The 16,390-nt window shown below is 70.0% G+C and carries 18 protein-coding genes; 12 read left to right on the plus strand and 6 right to left on the minus strand.

Annotated features, from left to right (window positions below; translation table 11 throughout):
• Positions 1-6 precede the first annotated feature (6 nt).
• Positions 7-507, plus strand: coding sequence for an NUDIX domain-containing protein (locus IE307_RS28310; protein WP_191302407.1), 501 nt, complete (start codon positions 7-9; stop codon positions 505-507).
• On the opposite strand, the gene IE307_RS28315 is transcribed toward IE307_RS28310, so the two are convergent.
• The gene (locus IE307_RS28315; RefSeq protein ID WP_191302408.1) at positions 493-1,053 is read right to left on the minus strand and encodes a nitroreductase family protein; all 561 of its coding nucleotides are present in this window, start codon (positions 1,051-1,053) and stop codon (positions 493-495) included. The two genes, IE307_RS28310 and IE307_RS28315, sit on opposite strands and share 15 nt — an antisense overlap.
• Positions 1,053-2,276, minus strand: coding sequence for a glycosyltransferase family protein (locus tag IE307_RS28320; RefSeq protein WP_229905134.1), 1,224 nt, complete (start codon positions 2,274-2,276; stop codon positions 1,053-1,055). The genes IE307_RS28315 and IE307_RS28320 overlap by 1 nt, the downstream gene beginning before the upstream one ends.
• Positions 2,277-2,380: 104 nt before the next feature.
• Between IE307_RS28320 and IE307_RS28325 the strand changes: the two genes are divergently transcribed.
• The 7 genes from IE307_RS28325 (at position 2,381) to IE307_RS28355 (ending at position 10,615) form a co-directional block, all read left to right on the plus strand.
• Positions 2,381-3,646: an aspartate kinase gene (locus IE307_RS28325; protein WP_191302409.1), complete on the plus strand. Its 1,266-nt coding sequence runs from the start codon at positions 2,381-2,383 to the stop codon at positions 3,644-3,646.
• A complete protein-coding gene (locus IE307_RS28330; RefSeq protein WP_191302410.1) occupies positions 3,643-4,707 on the plus strand; it encodes an aspartate-semialdehyde dehydrogenase in 1,065 nt (354 codons plus the stop codon). Before IE307_RS28325 ends, IE307_RS28330 begins: the two co-directional genes overlap by 4 nt.
• 72 nt (positions 4,708-4,779) lie before the next feature.
• Positions 4,780-5,328, plus strand: coding sequence for a hypothetical protein (locus IE307_RS28335; protein WP_191302411.1), 549 nt, complete (start codon positions 4,780-4,782; stop codon positions 5,326-5,328).
• Entirely contained in the window at positions 5,325-6,797 is a 1,473-nt protein-coding gene (locus IE307_RS28340; RefSeq protein WP_191302412.1) for an ADP-ribosylglycohydrolase family protein, read from the plus strand. The genes IE307_RS28335 and IE307_RS28340 overlap by 4 nt, the downstream gene beginning before the upstream one ends.
• Positions 6,798-6,807: 10 nt before the next feature.
• On the plus strand, positions 6,808-8,214 hold the full coding sequence (locus IE307_RS28345) for a gluconokinase (protein WP_191302413.1): 1,407 nt from the start codon (positions 6,808-6,810) through the stop codon (positions 8,212-8,214).
• Between the two features lie 38 nt (positions 8,215-8,252).
• Positions 8,253-9,443 (plus strand): MFS transporter, encoded by a 1,191-nt coding sequence (locus IE307_RS28350; protein ID WP_191302414.1) that lies wholly within the window; start codon positions 8,253-8,255, stop codon positions 9,441-9,443.
• Positions 9,440-10,615 (plus strand): MFS transporter, encoded by a 1,176-nt coding sequence (locus IE307_RS28355; RefSeq protein ID WP_191302415.1) that lies wholly within the window; start codon positions 9,440-9,442, stop codon positions 10,613-10,615. The genes IE307_RS28350 and IE307_RS28355 overlap by 4 nt, the downstream gene beginning before the upstream one ends.
• On the opposite strand, the gene IE307_RS28360 is transcribed toward IE307_RS28355, so the two are convergent.
• Positions 10,591-11,643 (minus strand): alpha/beta hydrolase, encoded by a 1,053-nt coding sequence (locus IE307_RS28360; RefSeq protein ID WP_191302416.1) that lies wholly within the window; start codon positions 11,641-11,643, stop codon positions 10,591-10,593. The genes IE307_RS28355 and IE307_RS28360 overlap by 25 nt on opposite strands.
• 65 nt (positions 11,644-11,708) lie before the next feature.
• Here IE307_RS28360 and IE307_RS28365 point away from each other — a divergent pair, with 65 nt between their 5' ends.
• From IE307_RS28365 to IE307_RS28375, 3 genes are all read left to right on the plus strand, one after another.
• Complete coding sequence (locus IE307_RS28365) at positions 11,709-12,281, plus strand: NADPH-dependent FMN reductase (RefSeq protein ID WP_191302417.1); 573 nt, start codon at positions 11,709-11,711, stop codon at positions 12,279-12,281.
• 81 nt (positions 12,282-12,362) lie between these two features.
• A complete protein-coding gene (locus tag IE307_RS28370; protein ID WP_191302418.1) occupies positions 12,363-12,785 on the plus strand; it encodes an organic hydroperoxide resistance protein in 423 nt (140 codons plus the stop codon).
• A gap of 16 nt (positions 12,786-12,801) precedes the next feature.
• Complete coding sequence (locus IE307_RS28375; RefSeq protein WP_191302419.1) at positions 12,802-13,278, plus strand: Dps family protein; 477 nt, start codon at positions 12,802-12,804, stop codon at positions 13,276-13,278.
• A 59-nt stretch (positions 13,279-13,337) separates the two neighbouring features.
• Here the strand turns inward: IE307_RS28375 and IE307_RS28380 are convergent, their stop codons facing one another.
• Positions 13,338-15,149 (minus strand): prolyl oligopeptidase family serine peptidase, encoded by a 1,812-nt coding sequence (locus tag IE307_RS28380; protein ID WP_229905135.1) that lies wholly within the window; start codon positions 15,147-15,149, stop codon positions 13,338-13,340.
• Positions 15,150-15,327: 178 nt separating this feature from the next.
• Here IE307_RS28380 and IE307_RS28385 point away from each other — a divergent pair, with 178 nt between their 5' ends.
• Positions 15,328-15,807 (plus strand): GAF domain-containing protein, encoded by a 480-nt coding sequence (locus IE307_RS28385; protein ID WP_191302420.1) that lies wholly within the window; start codon positions 15,328-15,330, stop codon positions 15,805-15,807.
• Here IE307_RS28385 and IE307_RS28390 read toward each other — a convergent pair.
• Positions 15,800-16,096, minus strand: coding sequence for an antibiotic biosynthesis monooxygenase family protein (locus IE307_RS28390; protein WP_191302421.1), 297 nt, complete (start codon positions 16,094-16,096; stop codon positions 15,800-15,802). The two genes, IE307_RS28385 and IE307_RS28390, sit on opposite strands and share 8 nt — an antisense overlap.
• A 9-nt stretch (positions 16,097-16,105) precedes the next feature.
• Complete coding sequence (locus tag IE307_RS47340) at positions 16,106-16,237, minus strand: hypothetical protein (RefSeq protein WP_268250414.1); 132 nt, start codon at positions 16,235-16,237, stop codon at positions 16,106-16,108.
• Positions 16,238-16,390 lie beyond the last annotated feature (153 nt).

Below are 16,390 nucleotides of genomic sequence, written 5' to 3' on the forward strand. Positions count from 1 at the left end.
CTTGCTATGGCGCGCGACGACTTCTGCAACAACTGCGGCACTCAGTACGCAGACACGTCCACGTATCCCCGCAAGTGCGGCAACTGCTCCGTCATGGTGTGGGCGAACCCGTCCCCGGTCGTGGTGGTGCTCGTGCCGGTGAAGGACGGGGCGCGCACCGGGTTGCTCACGGTTCGCAGGGCCATTCCTCCCGTGGGGGAGCTGGCGTTCGTCAGCGGGTTCATGGAACGCGGAGAGTCCTGGCAGGAAAGTGCTGTGCGGGAGCTCGAAGAAGAAGCGAACGTGCGCATCGCGCCTGAAGACCTGCGGCCGTTGCACTTCGTGTCGACGCCGGACGGCGGGACGGTGCTGATGTTCGCCGCCGCGTCCCCGATCAACGCCGAGGACCTGCCGCCCTTCGTGCCCAACGACGAGGCTTCGGAGCGCAAGGTCATCTTCGAGCGCGTGCCCCTGGCGTTCCCGTTGCACGACGAGGTCGCGGAGAAGTACTTCTCAGCCGAGCAGTGACCGGCCCCAGGTGCCGGTGAACACGGTCTCGCTCAACGGCAGGCGCTTGCGTTCGCGCTGTTCGCGGGCCTGCAGGTCCTCGGGGAGGTCCGACAGCGAGCCTTCGCGGCCCAGTGCCATGGCCACCAGCGGGCGGACGTGGTCCGGCATCGCGAAGGCGGAGTGGGCGGCCTCCTTGTCGAAGCCGCCCATCATGTGCGAGATCAGGCCCAGGTCGGTGGCCTGCAGCGCCATGTTCTCCATCGCGAGGCCCAGGCCGAACTCGACGTTCGGGATGTCGCCGCGGTCGTCCGAGGTGATCACGCAGCCGATGAGCAGGACCGAGGCGCGCACCGCCCAGGTCTTGTTGCCGCGGCTCAGGACCTCGAAGATCGCGTCGAACGCCGGGGTGCCGCGCACTCCCACCAGGAAGCGGGCCGGCTGGCTGTTGCCGTGGGACGGGGCCCAGCGGCCGGCCTCCAGCACGGTGCGCAGTTCGGGGTCGGAGATCGTTGCGTCAGCGGAGAAGGCGCGAGGGCTCCAGCGCTTCGAGATCAGCTCGTTCATCAGATCGCATACTGCCAAACGGCGAGGGAGTAGGCGCCGAACCACGCGCTGAACAGCGTCGCCATGCCCAGGACGGTCAGGACAGTGGACGGGCGGCGGCGGGCCAGCACGAGCGCCAGCGGGAGCAGCAGTGTGAAGGCCGGGACCAGCAGGCGTGCCTTGGAGTTCATCAGGCCGTTCGAGCCGAGGTCCATGACGAGGACGCCGATGCCGTAGGTGATCAACGGCCACTCCAGGCGGCGCTGGAAGGCGTAGAAGACCAGGACGACGGCGAGCGCCAGGAGCCAGACGGTGCCGGTCTCGAGGAGCGACCGCGGGTTGCCGAGGTGCTCCCAGGCGAACTCCACCGTGGCCGCGCCACCGTCGAACTTCGAGCCCCAGCCGCGTTGCTGCACGCCGAACCACCCCATGAGGTCGCCGGTGCGCACGGCCACCCAGCCCAGGTAGCCGAGCAGGCCGAGCGGGGCGAGGAGGCCACCGGCCCAGGCCCGCCAGTCCTGCCGGTCGGCGATCACCGCGATCAGCGCGGCCGCGCCGACGGCCACGATCAGTGCCGCCGCGGTCGGGCGGACCAGTCCCGCCGCCGCGCAGCAGACACCGGCGAGGATCCAGCGCTTCTTGACCACGCCGACCAGCGCCCAGACGGCGAACGCGCAGAACGTGGCCTCGGAGTAGGTCATCGACAGCACGACGGCCATCGGGGACGCGGCGAAGAGCGTCACGAAGATCAGGCCGGCGCGGTTCGAGCCGTCGCGGACCACGCGGCCGAGGACGAACAGGCCGTAGGCGCAGAAGATGCCGCTGATCAGGCTCACCGCGAACGCCGCGCCGACCACGTCCACACCCGGCAGGCCGTCGACCCACCGGATGAGCGCGGGGTAGCCGGGGAAGAACGCGAGCGGGGTCTCGCCGGTGCGGCGGCCGAACGCGTCGTACGGCGGTGACGGGACCCCGTCGTAACCGCCGGCGGCGATGCCGAGGAACCAGTCGCCGTCCCACGACCGCAGGTTGTCGACCGACGTGTCGGCCTTGCCGGTGAGCGTGTTCTGGTACCCGACGACGAGCTGCAGCACGAACAGACCGACCTGGCGGACGATCAGGTAGATGAGCGCGGGAGCGGTCCAGAGGGCGGCCGGATGTCTGAGCGCCTCGGCCATCCGCGAGCGCGCACTGCTCTCATGCACGGCTGCTGGGGCCTCCACGACATCGGCGCTAGACGACACCCGGACAGAGTAGTCACGCGCATCACGGCTCCAATGTCTCACCAGGTGGTCCGGGTAGGCTGCCTTCGACGTGGGGTTTTGGTCGCGCGAAGGAGGTCAGGTCGGTGGCGCTCGTCGTCCAGAAGTACGGCGGTTCATCGGTGGGAAGCGCCGAGCGGATCAAACGCGTGGCCGAGCGCATCGTCGCGACCAAGAAAGCGGGCAACGACGTAGCGGTCGTCGTGTCCGCCATGGGCGACACGACCGATGAGCTGCTCGACCTCGCCCGCCAGGTCTCGCCGGTGCCGCCCGCCCGCGAGCTCGACATGCTCCTCACCTCCGGTGAGCGCATCTCGATGTCGCTGCTCGCGATGGCGATCAACTCGCTCGGGGCCGAGGCGCGCTCCTACACGGGCTCGCAGGCCGGCGTGATCACGACTTCCGCGCACGGCAAGGCGCGGATCATCGACGTGACGCCGAGCCGGATCCAGGACGCGATGGCCGAGGGGGCCATCGTGATCGTCGCGGGCTTCCAGGGCGTCTCCCAGGACTCGAAGGAGATCACCACGCTCGGCCGCGGCGGCAGCGACACCACCGCGGTGGCGCTCGCGGCGGCGACGAAGGCCGACGTGTGCGAGATCTACACCGACGTGGACGGCGTCTACACCGCCGACCCGCGCATCGTGCCGAACGCGAAGAAGCTCGACACGATCACCTACGAGGAAATGCTCGAGATGGCGGCCTGTGGCGCCAAGGTGCTGATGCTCCGCTGCGTGGAGTACGCCCGGCGCTACAACGTCCCCGTGCACGTCCGCTCTTCGTTCAGCAACAAGACCGGGACCATCGTGTCCGGTTCAGTGGAGGACCTTCCCGTGGAACAGGCGATGATCACCGGCGTCGCGCACGACCGGTCCGAGGCCAAAATCACCGTGACGGCAGTTCCCGACCACCCCGGCATCGCGGCCAAGATCTTCCGCGTCGTCGCGCAGGCGGAGCTCGACATCGACATGGTCGTGCAGAACGTGTCCCAGGCGGCGTCCGGCCGCACGGACATCACGTTCACGCTGTCCAAGGACGACGGCCCGCGCGCGGTGGCCGCCCTGGAGAAGGCCCGCGGCGAGATCGGGTTCGACCAGGTCCTCTACGACGAGCACGTCGGCAAGGTGTCGCTGATCGGCGCGGGCATGCGCTCGCACCCCGGCGTCACGGCGACGTTCTGCGAGGCGCTGGCCACGGCCGGCGTCAACATCGACATCATCTCCACCTCGGAGATCCGCATCTCGGTCATCTGCCGCGACACCCAGCTCGACGACGCCGTCCGTGCCCTGCACGACGCGTTCGACCTGGGCACCGACGAAGAGGCCGTCGTTTACGCAGGGACTGGACGATGACTGGGCCTGTACTCGCGCTGGTGGGCGCGACCGGTGCCGTGGGCACCGTGATGATCGACATCATGAACACCCGCTCCTCCGTGCCGTGGGGCGAGATCCGGCTGATCGCGTCGGCGCGGTCGGCGGGCAAGAAGATCAACGTGCGGGGCCAGGACCTCACGGTCGTCGCGCTGTCGCCCGAGGCGTTCGACGGCGTGGACATCGCGATGTTCGACGTGCCGGACGAGGTCTCGGCCGAGTGGGCGCCGATCGCCGTCGAGCGCGGCGCGGTCGCGATCGACAACTCCGGCGCGTTCCGGATGGACGCCGACGTGCCGCTGGTCGTGCCCGAGGTGAACGCGGACCAGATCAACGAGCGCCCGCGCGGGATCATCTCGAACCCGAACTGCACGACGCTGTCGATGATGGCGTCGCTCGGCGCGCTGCACCGCGAGTTCGAGCTCAAGGAACTCGTCGTGGCCTCGTACCAGGCCGCTTCCGGTGCAGGCCAGTCCGGCATCGACCGCCTCTACGCCGAGATCGCGGCGCTGGCGGGCAAGGAGGCCGGTGTGTCGGCCGGCGACGTGGCCGAGGCGCTGGCAGCGGCCGGTCTGTCCGCCGAGGACTCGCCGTTCCCGGCCCCTCTGGTGCTGAACGTGGTGCCGTGGGCCGGTTCGCTCAAGGACGGCGGCTGGTCGTCCGAGGAGCTGAAGGTCCGCAACGAGGCCCGCAAGATCCTCGGCATCCCGGACCTGAAGGTCTCCGCGACCTGCGTCCGCGTCCCGGTCGTCACGACCCACTCGCTGTCCGTCCACGCGACGTTCGCCCGCGAGATCACGGTCGAGGCCGCGCACAAGATCTTCGAGTCGCAGCCGACGATCGTGCTGGTCGACGACCCGGCCGCGCAGAAGTTCCCGACGCCCGCGGACACCGTGGGCGAGGACCCGACGTACGTCGGCCGCGTGCGCCAGGCGCTCGACTTCCCGAACACGCTGGACTTCTTCGTGTGCGGTGACAACCTGCGCAAGGGTGCGGCGCTGAACACCTACGAGGTCGCGGAAGAGCTCGCGAAGCGCCTCTGACCGAGTTGTGCTCGAAGGCCCCTGCCGCACGCGGCAGGGGCCTTTTGCCTCGCCCGGTAGGGTCTGGCGGCGATGGGGGACGTTGAGTGGATCAGGCCGCCCCGGCTCGACGAGGTCGTGGCCGCCTACCAGGGTTTCGCTTTCGGCGCGGGTGTCCGGACAGGACTCGTCGGCCAGCTGGTCGCGTGTTCGGCGGAGGACCCGGCCGCGGCTTTGGCCGAGTGGGCCGCGGATCCGGGCGTCCAGCCCGACCTGGTGTCCCGGCAGAGCGCTCGTGACCGGGGCGTCGCTGTCCGCTCGCAGGGGCCCGGCGCCTTGATCTGGGCGTTGCCCGGGGCCGTCCAGCGGCTCGACGAGGACCGGATCCGCGAACTGGTCGCGCTCACCCACGGGCAGGACTCCCCGGCCGCCGACGCCGTGATCGCGCTGGCCTCGCACCTCTTCACGTCCTCGGAGCTCGTCCCGCCGGACGCCGACCCGTTCACCGCCGCGGGCGCGCTGGCGCAGGCCGTTCGCGGTGAGGGCCGCGGTGTCGCGCGGGCCGTCGCGGGTGCGTTGGAGGGCGGTCCCGAGCACGAGGTCCGGCACGTCGCCGAAGAGCTGTACCGGAGGACGTGGTGATCGCGCTGACGCCGGTGGAGCAGCTGCTGCACGAGCACGAGGACGACGTGATCGGCTTCGGGCAGAACGCCGCGCACGGTGAGCTGCTCCTGCCGGGCGAGGCGCTGATGGGCGAGCGCGAGGTCCTCGAGGTCTACACGGACGAGTCGCGGCTGCCGGCCGGCGTCGAGCAGTGGATCCGGCTGCCGCTGCACACCATCCTCAGCAGGCTCGTGGCCAGCAAACCGAAGCTGCACGTGAACGCCGGGCAGCCGTTCGAGGCCGGGTTCGACTTCGTGGAACTGGCCGGCGCCGCCGCGGAGCACATGCGGACCTGCGGCTGCGGCGAACGACCGACCGCCACCCATGAGGCCGCCCGGTGGCTCGACGGCGACGGCCGCCGGTTCTTCCCGGTGTCGCACAAGGACAACTCGCGCCTGCGCGGATGCCTGCTCGGTGGCGCGATCGGGGACGCGCTGGGGGCGGACACCGAGAACCTGCCGATGGAGGTCGTCCGCGAACGCCACGGGCCGGACGGCATCACCGACCTGCCCGAGAAGCCGGACGTCACCGACGACACGCAGATGACGCTGTTCACCTTCGAGGCGGTCATCAGGGCGCACGTGCGGGAGCGGCTCACCGGCGAACGCGACATCACCGCCGTCACCCAGAACGCCTACCAGCGTTGGCTGCACACGCAGAAAACGCCGTGGGAGAAGGCACGTGGCGTTCACTCCACTGTGGACGAACCGGACGGCTGGCTGATCTCCCACCGCGACCTCTTCCGGATGCGGGCGCCCGGCCTCACGTGCACGAGCGCGTTGCAGGAGTACGCCCGCACCGGCGAGCAGGCCACGATCTCCCAGCCCGTCAACAACTCCAAGGGCTGCGGCGGCGTCATGCGGGTCGCCCCAATCGCTCTCGCCGACGAGGACCCGGCCGTCGTGTTCGCGCTGGCGGCGGCCAACGCGGTGCTGACGCACGGCCACCCGAGCGGGTACCTGTCCGCGGGCGTGTTCGCCGTGCTGGTGCACCAGTTGTTGCGCGGCAAGGGCTTGCTGGAGGCGCTGGACGTCGCCGTCGGCGAGCTGGTCCGCCGCGAGGGCCACGAGGAGGTCGTGGCGGGCGTCGAGCACGCCGTCGAGCTCGCCGCGCTGGGCAACCCGAGCGTGGAGCGCGTCGAGGAACTGGGCCGCGGCGGCGTCGGTGACACGGCGCTCGCGATCGCGTTGTACTCGACGCTCGTCACCGACGACCCGAACGAGGCGTTGCTGGTCTCGGTCAACCACGGCGGCGACAACGACTCGACGGCGTCGATGTGCGGCAACCTCGCGGGCGCGCTGCACGGCGTCGGCAAGATCCGCCCGGACTGGGTGCGGCGAGTCCAGTTCCGCGACGTCGCCGACCGGATGGTGGCGGACTGGGAACTGGAGACCAGCCGGGCCGCTCCGGTGGGACAGGAGTGGTTCGTCCGGTATCCGCCGTCGTAGGGTGACGTTCATGGTCGTTCTCGCGGTGGACCTCGGCACGACGGCGACCAAGGTCGTCGCGGTGGACGCGCAGGCTCGTGTCGTCGCCTCGACGGAACGCGCCTATCCGATGCGCACCAGTGGTCTCGAAGCCACGCACGACCCGAAGCAGGTGCTCGCCGCGGTGTTCGACGCACTGCGCGAGCTGGCTTCCGAGGACGTCCGGGCGATCTCGCTGACGGGTGCCATGCACACGATCATGGGCCTGGACGCGTCGCTGCAGCCCGTCACGGACGCCCTGAGCTGGGCCGACAACCGCGCGGTCGTGCAGACCGAACGCCTGCGGGGCACGGCTGAGGGCAGCGCGCTGCACCAGGCGACCGGCACGCCGATCCACTCGTTCACACCGCTGATGAAGCTCGCCTGGTTCCACGAGAACGGCGTCCGCGCCGCGAAGTGGTGCGAGATCAAGGACTACGTGCACCTGCACCTCACCGGCGAACTGCTCAACGAGCACTCGTCCGGCTCCGGCACGGGCCTGATGAACATCCACACCCTGCAGTGGCACGAGCCGTCGCTGGAGTTCGCCGGCGTCACCGCGGACCAGCTCCCGCCGCTCGTCGAGCCCACCCACTCGACGCCGCTCACAGCCGCGATCCCCGGCCTGCGGCCCGGCATCCCCGTGGTCATCGGCGGTGGCGACGGACCGCTCGGCAACCTCGGCGTCGGCGCGGCCACCCCCGGAGCGGGCGCGGTGTCGCTCGGCACCTCGGGCGCGCTGCGCGTGGCGCAGCAGGGGCCCGGCGTCGACGAGGAGGGCCGCACGTTCAGCTACGCGATCGGCGAGGGCCTCTGGGTCCGCGGCGGCGCGATCAGCAACGGTGGTGTGGTCGCGCAGTGGGCCGCGGAGACGTTCGGCATCCCGGTCGGTGAGCTGCTCACCCAGGCCGCCGGCGTCGACTCCGACGGGCTCGTCGCGCTGCCGTACCTGCTGGGCGAGCGGGCGCCGTGGTGGGACTCGACCGCGCACGCGGCGTTGCTCGGCCTCAGGCGCGAACACACCCCTCAGCAGATCACCAAGGCACTGGTCGAGGGTGTGTGTCAGCAGCTGGCGCTCGTGCTGGACGCAGTGCCGAACGTCGAGTCGCTGCGGATCACCGGCGGTGCGTTCCGCGCCCCGATCTGGGCCCAGACGCTGGCGAACACGCTCGGCATGCCGTTGCACCTCACCGAGGACACCGGCGGTTCGGCCGTGGGCGCGGCGCTGCTGGCGTACCGGGCGTTGGGCGAGATCGAGTCGCTGACGGTCGACCTCGTGACGCCCATCCAGACGATCACACCGGACGAGAAGCTCGTCGAGAGGTATGCCGGCGCACGGCCGTTCGTCGTCAAGGCCTACCGGGCGCTCGAAGACCTGTACGGCGAATCACATCTTTAGCAAAGAAAACCTTTTGCCATCCGCGTGAGGATGGCTGTGTGGACCTCGCCCCCTTCAAACACGTCCTGATGCTGCCCGGAGTCCGTCCGTACGCGCTGTTGATGTTCTTCGCGAGGATGCCCCCGGCGGCGACCGGCGTGATCCTGACCCTGCACGTCGCGGTCACGCTGGACCGGGGTTACGGCGCCGCGGGCCTGGTGGGGGCGGCGGGCACGATCGGCATGGGGATCGGCGCCCCGCTGATGGGCAAGCTGATCGACGCGCGCGGTCTGCGGTCGATGCTGGCCGTGAGCGTCACGGCCTCGGCGGCGTTCTGGCTCACCGCGCCGCTGATGGACTACTGGACGCTGCTGGTCACGGCCTTCCTGGTCGGGCTGCTCGGCGTGCCGATGATGTCGGTCGGACGGCAGGTCATCACCGCGCTCGTGCCGGAGAGCCGGCGGCGGGTCGCGTTGTCGGTCGACTCGATCTCCGTCGAGCTGTCGTTCATGGGCGGGCCCGCGCTGGGCGTGCTGGTCGCGACGAAGTTCTCCACGAACACCGCGTTGCTGTTCATCGGCGCCTCGATCCTGGTCGCCGGAGTGCTCCTGTACTGGGCGAACCCGCCGATGGTGCACGAGGACGAGGTCGTCGGCGGGCCGCAGCCGAAGGTGTTCGAATGGATGCGCGGGCGGATCTTCGGCGTGCTGGTCGTGTGCGTCGGTGCGACCGTGTGCCTGGGCGGCATGGAGGTCTCCGCGATCGCGTCGCTGGAGCACATCGGCAAGCAGAGCTGGCTCGGTGCGGTGTTCTTCGCGATGTGCGCCGCGTCGATCGTGGGTGGCTTGGTCTACGGCGGTGTGAAACGGGTGCCCAGCGTGCTGGTGCTGCTGGTCCTCATGGCCGCGCTGGAGATTCCGGTGGGTCTGGGCGATGGCAACGTGCTGCTGCTGTGCCTGCTCCTCGTGCCGATGAACCTCATGTGCGCACCGTTGATCGCGGCGTCCGGCGAGACCATCAGCAAGCTCGCGCCGCCCACCGCCCGCGGGCTGGCGCTCGGGTTGCAGGGGTCGGCGTTCACCGTGGGCAACGCGATCGGTCAGCCGTTGGCGGGCGTCGCGGTCGACCGCGGGGGAGCACCGGCCGGGTTCGCGATCGTCGGCGTGATCGGACTGGTGGTCGCGGGAGTCGCGTGGCTGCTCGCCCGGCAGAGCAAACCTGTTGCCAGTCGGGTGACGATGTCCTCGTGAACCTCGCCCCGTTCAGATCGGTCCTGGCGCTGCCGGGGGTCCGTCCCCTGATGCTGCTGATGCTGTTCGCCAGGATCCCTCCGACGGCGGCGGGCGTCACCGTGACGCTGCACGTCGTGACCACGCTCGACAAGGGTTACGCGGCGGCCGGCACGGTCGGGTTCGCGACGATGGTCGGCCTCGGGCTCGGGTCGCCGTTGATGGGCAAGCTCGTCGACAGCAAAGGTCTGCGGTTCGTGCTGGCGCTGAGCCTGCTCGAAGGCGCGTTCTGGGTGACGGCACCGCTGATGGACTACTACGTCCTGCTCGTGCTGGCGTTCGCGAACGGGCTCGTGGCGGTGCCGGTGATGTCGATCGGACGGCAGGCGCTCACCGCCATCGTGCCGGAACCGCAGCGCAGGCCCGCGTTCTCGCTGGACTCGATCTCCGTCGAGCTGTCGTTCATGGTCGGGCCCGCGGCGGGCGTGCTGATCGCGACGAAGTTCTCGACCGGCACGGCCCTGGTCGTGATCGGCCTGGCGATCCTGACCGCGAGCGCCGTGCTGTTCGCCGTGAACCCCGTGCTGCTGCACGAGGACGACGTCGTCGAAGGCCCGCCGCCGCCGTTGCGGCAGTGGCTGCGCGGGCCGATGATCGCCGCGCTGATCATCCCGTTCGGCGCCACGATGACGTTGTCGGGCATGGAGATCTCGGCGATCGCCTCGCTCGAGCGCTCGGGGCAGCAGAGCTGGCTCGGGCTGATCTTCTTCGTGATGTGCGCGGCGTCGGCGGTCGGCGGGCTCTTCTACGGCAGCCTGCGCCGTGTGCCGAGCGGGGTGTTCCTGCTGGCCTGCATGGCGTTGCTGGAGATACCGGTCGGCCTCGGTGACGGCCACGTGTGGCTGCTGGCGCTCGCGTTGATCCCGATGAACCTCGCGTGCGCGCCGACGATCACGGCCTCGTCCGAGCTGATCGCGAAGAGCGCGCCGCCGACGGCCCGGGGACTGGCGCTCGGGCTGCAGGGCTCCGCGTTCACGTTCGGCGTCGCCGCCGGCCAGCCGCTCGCGGGGGTCGCCGTGGACCACAGCGGACCCCCGCTCGGCTTCGTCGTCGCGGGCGTCGCCGGACTGCTGGTCGCCGGTGTCGGCTGGGTGCTGTCGCGGCAGCGTCAGGCGGTCTCCGCCACGTCCTGATCGGAGTTGGCCAGCGCGAAGCCGGTCCGCAGCGCGCCCACGGCCTCGGACACGGCCTCGCGGAAGATCCCGCCGATGCCCAGGACGTTCGCGAAGCCGTGGAACAGGCCCTCGTGGCGGCGCAGCACCACCGGCACGCCCTCGGCGGCCAGCCGCTGCGCGAAGGCCTCGCCCTCGTCGCGCAACGGGTCGTAGCCCGCCGTCGCGATGTAGGTCGGGGGCATCTTCGAGAGGTCCTCGGCCAGCATGATCGACAAGCGCGGGTCGTGGCGGTCCTCGCCGCCGGACGCGTACTGGTCGAGGAACCAGTCCATCTTCTCGTCGGTGAGGAAGAAGCCGTTGCCGAAGATCTCGCGCGAGCGGCGGCGCACCGACGCGTCCACGCCGGGGTAGAAGAGCAGCAGGAACGCCAGGTCGATCTCGGCGGCGTGCGCCGTGACCGCGGCCAGGTTGCCGCCCGCGCTGTCCCCGCCGAGCGCGATCCGCTTCGGGTCGACGCCCAGGTCCTCCGCCTTCGCGACGGCGTAGCGCAGCACCTCGGCGGCGTCGTCGGCCGCGGCGGGGAACGGGGCCTCCGGGGCGAGCCGGTAGTCGGCCGCGAGCACCCGGACACCGGCCTCCTTCGCGAGGAACCGGCAGAGCTGGTCGTGGCTGTCGAGGCTTCCGGTCACCCAGCCGCCACCGTGGTAGAAGATCAGCAATGGGGAGCCGGTGGCGAGGCCCAGCGGTGTGTAGAGACGGCCCGCGAACTCCCCGATCGTGAGGTCGCGCGCACCCACCCCGGTGATCTTCGGACCGGAGACGAGCCTCGAACTCAACTCCAGGTCCAGCCGGCTCTCGGAAGCTGACCTCGTGCGCCACTCCGTCCCGGACAGCTGCTGGAGCTTCAGCAACAGCTGCGCCTCGGGGTGCAGGTCCTGACCGTCCAGGCGGATGGGCCTGCCGGCGATGAGCCGGCGCACGGGGCCGGGAAGACCGAACGCGAAGCGCAGAGCACCGGCCAGCACGGCCGCCTGGAAGTTCGACATGTGGTGCAGGTTACTCGCGAGTAGCGCTGGATCTCCAGTTATCTGGAGGTGGAAGGATCGTGGTCATGACGGTGACGGTGGTGGGCATCGGCGGCTCGATCAGGCCCGACTCGCAGTCCGAGCGGGCGCTGCGGGTGGCCCTCGAGGGTGCTCGCGAGCTCGGTGCGGAGACGATCCAGTACAGCGGCCCCGACCTGGTGCTCCCGTTCTACGACCCGTCGGTGCCCGAACGCACGGACGTGGCCCGCAGGATGGTCGAGGACCTGCGCAGGTGCGACGGCGTGATCGTCGTCTCGCCCGGCTACCACGGCACGGTGTCCGGCCTGGTCAAGAACGCCCTCGACTACATCGAGGACCTGCGCGCCGACGAGCGCCCGTACCTCGACGGCCGCGCCGTGGGCACCATCACCGCCGCGTACGGCTGGCAGGCCGCGGTCAACACGCTGGCGGCCGTCCGCTCGATCGTGCACGCGCTGCGCGGCTGGCCCACGCCGTTGGGTGCCGCGATCAACTCCGCGCAGGTCAAGTTCGACGGCGACGGCGCCTGCTCGGACTCCGACGTCGACCGGAACCTGCGGGTCATCGGCCGTCAGGTCGCCGAGTTCGCGCTGCGCCGCCCGATGTCGGACGTGAACTGAGTCACCATTGGGCATTTAAGTCGTGCACGATGCGTTCTCCCTGAGTGAAAGGCTTTAGTCACTGACTCAAGGGAGAGCGGAATGGAAGCGCTGTACACGGCTGAGGCGACTGCTTACGGCGAAGGCCGCAACGGCGAGGTTCGTTCATCCGATGGTGTGATCGACGAGGTGCTGTCGGTCCCCAAGGAGATGGGCGGCCCCGGCGGCGAGGCCACCAACCCGGAGCAGCTCTTCGCGGCCGGGTACTCGGCGTGCTTCAACTCCGCCATCGCAGCCGTCGCTCGCGCGGGGAAGATTCAAGTTGCGTCTTCCGAGGTAACCGCCAAGGTGGGCATCGGATCCAACGGCGCGGGCGGCTTCCAGCTGGCCGTCGAACTCGCGGTGAAGATCCCCGGACTCGACCAGGCGGTCGCGGAGAAGCTCGTCGAGCAGGCCCACCAGGTCTGCCCGTACTCCAACGCGACGCGCGGCAACATCGAGGTGGCGCTCACCGTCACCGTCTGAGGAGGCGCGTTTCACCATGGCCAAGAACCCGATCACCAGCCCTCTCGCTGACGCCGACCGCGATGCCGTCGGCGCCATCCTGCAGGCGACGCTGGTCGACCTGGTCGACCTCTCCCTGATCGGGAAGCAGGCGCACTGGAACGTGATCGGCAAGAACTTCCGCAGCGTCCACCTTCAGCTCGACGAACTGGTCGTCATCGCGCGCAACGCCGCGGACCAGGTCGCCGAGCGAGCGGCCGCTCTCGGTGTCACGCCGAACGGCACGGCGAAGACCATCGCCGCGTCGTCCGGCGTGGCGGAGATCGAGACCGGCTGGCTGAAGGAGGAGCAGGTCGTCACGTCGATCACGACTTCACTGGGGTCGTTGATCGCTCGCATGCGCACGCGCATCGAGGAGTCCGACAAGCACGACCTCGTCAGCCAGGACCTGCTGATCGGCATCACGCAGGATCTGGAGCAGGCGCACTGGATGTGGCAGGCCCAGTCGGCCTGACGCTCTCGAAAGACGGATGGCCCGCTCCTCACAGGAGCGGGCCTCGTCCTTTTCCGGACCTACTTCGCCAGGTGCCGCAGGGCGAAGTCCACCTCGGCCGCCGTCTGCCGGATCGTCTCCGCGACCACCAGCGAGCCGTGGCCCGCGTCGTAGCGGTACATCTCGTAGGCGTGGCCGCGAGCCGCGAGGGCGTCGAGGTAGTTGTCGATCTGCCGGATCGGGCAGCGCGGGTCGTTCTCGCCCGCGAGGATCAGCACCGGCGCGGTGACCCGGTCGACGTACGTGAGCGGCGAGCACTCCTGGTAGAGCTCCGGCAGCTCCTCCGGGGAGCCCCCGAAGAGCGCGCGGTCGAAGGCGCGCAGCGGTTCCATCTCGTCCTCGTACGCGGCGAGGTAATCGGCGACCGGCACGCCCGCGACGCCGACGGCCCAGCGCTCGGGCTGCGTGCCGAGGCCCAGCAGGGTCAGGTAGCCGCCCCACGAGGCGCCGTTCAGCACCGAGCGCGCGGGGTCGGTGAGACCCGACTCGACCGCCCAGTCGTGCACGGCGGCGATGTCCTCGAGTTCGGTGATGCCCGGCCTGCCCTCGATGGCGTCGCGCCACTTCGAGCCGTAGCCGCTGGAGCCGCGGTAGTTCACGTGCACCGTGGCGAACCCGGCGTCGAGCCAGACCGCGCGGTAGGCGGAGAAGCGGTCCTCGTCGGACGAGTGCGGGCCGCCGTGGATCAGGAAGGCGGTCGGGAACGGGCCCTCGCCGTCGGGCTTCGAGACCAGCGCGTGCACGTCGCCGACGAACACGTCCTCGAGCTTGAACGACGTGGCGGGCTTGGCACCGGCGGGCTCGACCAGCACGCTCTCGGTGCCGTCGGTGGCCAGCGCGCGGATGACCGTGGACCTCTCGGCGGAGGACCACGAGTACTCGATCGTGCCGTCCGGGCGCACACCTGCGGACCCGACGACGCCGGGCGCGGTGTCCAGAGTGGACAGCTCGCCGGTCGTGAGGTCGTAGCGGTGCACGGTGTTGCGGGCGTGGTGGGTGTGCACGATCAGCAGCGCGGAGGCATCCGGGTACCAGTCGGCGGAGACCTCGCCCGGCAGGTCGACGACGATCTCCCGCTCGGTGCCGGCGGCGACGTCCCAGATCAGCAGCTCCTCGCGGCCGCGGCGCTCGTGCAGCACGAGCAGGCGCTGGTCGCCGCGGACGGGGCTGAACGAGATGGCGTCGAGGCCCTTGCCCTTGCCGTCCCACTTCTCGCCGACCGTCTCGCCGGTCTCGGCGTTGAGCGCGCGCAGGGCCATGTGCCGGTTGTCGCCGTGCTCGGAGTGCGCGATCACGACGAGCGACTCGTCCTTGGACAGCGCGGTGACACCGGCGTCGTTGACGTGCTGGTAGATCACCTCGCTCTTGCCGCCCCGCGTCAGCCAGACCGTGGTGCCGTCGTCGGTCGACGCGGCCACCGCGGTGACGGTGCGGCCGATCTCCAGACCGGCCGGGTAGCCGGGCGTCACGTCCGCGACGGCCGGTTCCGCCTTGCTGCCGTCGGCCTTGAACGGCTCGCGCACCCAGACGCCGAACTCGTCGCCGTCGTGGTCGTCGAACCACCAGATCTCGGTGCCGTCGGGGTTCAGCGTGGCGTGCGACGTGCCGTTCGGGCGGTCGGTGACCTTGCGGTGCTCGTCCGTCGCGCGGTCCCAGGAGTAGATCTCCCACACGCCGCTCGCGTTGGAGACGTACAGGGTGCGGTCCGGAGCGTCGTCGGCCCAGCCGGGCAGGCTCATCCGGGGAGCGGTGAACCGCTCGCGCCACCGGGTCTCGGCGGCCGGGTCGGAGAAGAGCTGGTCCGGAATGGCGGGAGAAGGGTGCGTGGTCACGCTTCAACACTAGAGTCCGCGCCGGGTTCCGGGGGCTCCCGGACGACACGACCACGCCGTCGGCGATTTTTCTCGAAGCACCGGCGATTCCTGTTGCGCGGTCACGCGTATTCCACGCCAATTAGTTGATCGAATCAGAAATCTAGGTGCGCGGCCCGCCGCGAGTTAACGTGGACACATGTCCGAAACGATGGAGCGCCTTGCCGGGGCCGACACGTTGGAGGAAGTGCAACGGATCGTGCGCACCACGGCCAGGTCCTCGCTGGCCGCACACGGTGCGACGTTGGTGCTGCTCGACGGCGACCTCTGCTACTACGCGGACGAGGATTCGATGAGTCCGCTGTGGAAGGGCCAGCGCTTCCCGGCCGTGAACTGCATCAGCGGCTGGGCGATGATAAATCGTCAGACCGTCGCCATCAGGGACATCCGCTTCGATTCGAGGATTCCCCAGGAAGCCTATCGGCCGACCTTCGTGCGCAGCCTCGTGATGGCCCCGATCCTGCGCCCGGAACCGCTCGGCGCCATCGGCTGCTACTGGGCGGTCCCGCACACCGCGACCCCGGCCGAGACCGAGACGCTGCAGTCGCTCGCCCACGCCGCCGGCGAGGCCCTGGAACGCTTCCCGGAGGGCCTGCCCGCACGGGGCTTCCTCAGCTGACGTGGCGGAAGTGCCGCAGGGTCAACGGCCGCTGCAGGTACTCGTCCTCGTCGGGGAAGGTCACCGGATCGGTGCGCCACCCGGCGCCCGCGTAGTTCTCGAGCGCCCGCTCGTCACGCCACCGGCTCACGTACCGCACGCGCAGCGGGTCGTCGAGGTCGACGAGCACCTCGTGCCCCACGAGCCCGTCGTAGGTCTCGGGGAACGTGCTCACCAGCTCCCGCACCCTCGCGACGAACTCCTGCTCCCGGCCCGGCTTCACCAGAGCCTCGGACACCCGCGTCAGCACGACGCGACCCTACCGCCGGTCGAGCTCTTCCTCGAAGATCCGGTCGACCTGCCGCGAAGCACGCGACAACGTCCTGACCGCGAAGTAGACCACCGCGAATCCGGCGGCGGCCGCGACCGTCACCCAGGCCGACGTGAGCATGTAAACGATCCCCAGGGACTGCAACACCACAATTGTCTTGGCCGCTATGACGATCCACGACCTGTGAGACGGATTGGCGGCGGAGGCGGAGTCCATCACGAAAGTCTCCCGAAATATTCAACGAGGGCTGAACCACTGCCTACGTCGTTTGGA

It is taken from the genome of Lentzea cavernae, from assembly GCF_014653695.1.
In the GTDB taxonomy this organism is placed as follows: Bacteria; Actinomycetota; Actinomycetes; order Mycobacteriales; family Pseudonocardiaceae; genus Lentzea; species Lentzea cavernae.

Excerpts from the sequence above, each read along its gene's own strand:
- IE307_RS28315 (WP_191302408.1), bottom strand. The coding sequence starts at position 1,053 with ATGAACGAGCTGATCTCGAAGCGCTGGAGCCCTCGCGCCTTCTCCGCT.
- IE307_RS47340 (WP_268250414.1), bottom strand. The coding sequence starts at position 16,237 with ATGCTCACGTCGGCCTGGGTGACGGTCGCGGCCGCCGCCGGATTCGCG.
- IE307_RS28365 (WP_191302417.1), top strand. The coding sequence starts at position 11,709 with ATGACGGTGACGGTGGTGGGCATCGGCGGCTCGATCAGGCCCGACTCG.
- IE307_RS28330 (WP_191302410.1), top strand. The coding sequence starts at position 3,643 with ATGACTGGGCCTGTACTCGCGCTGGTGGGCGCGACCGGTGCCGTGGGC.
- IE307_RS28360 (WP_191302416.1), bottom strand. The coding sequence starts at position 11,643 with ATGTCGAACTTCCAGGCGGCCGTGCTGGCCGGTGCTCTGCGCTTCGCG.
- IE307_RS28335 (WP_191302411.1), top strand. The coding sequence starts at position 4,780 with ATGGGGGACGTTGAGTGGATCAGGCCGCCCCGGCTCGACGAGGTCGTG.
- IE307_RS28345 (WP_191302413.1), top strand. The coding sequence starts at position 6,808 with ATGGTCGTTCTCGCGGTGGACCTCGGCACGACGGCGACCAAGGTCGTC.
- IE307_RS28310 (WP_191302407.1), top strand. The coding sequence starts at position 7 with ATGGCGCGCGACGACTTCTGCAACAACTGCGGCACTCAGTACGCAGAC.
- IE307_RS28370 (WP_191302418.1), top strand. The coding sequence starts at position 12,363 with ATGGAAGCGCTGTACACGGCTGAGGCGACTGCTTACGGCGAAGGCCGC.
- IE307_RS28375 (WP_191302419.1), top strand. The coding sequence starts at position 12,802 with ATGGCCAAGAACCCGATCACCAGCCCTCTCGCTGACGCCGACCGCGAT.
- IE307_RS28385 (WP_191302420.1), top strand. The coding sequence starts at position 15,328 with ATGTCCGAAACGATGGAGCGCCTTGCCGGGGCCGACACGTTGGAGGAA.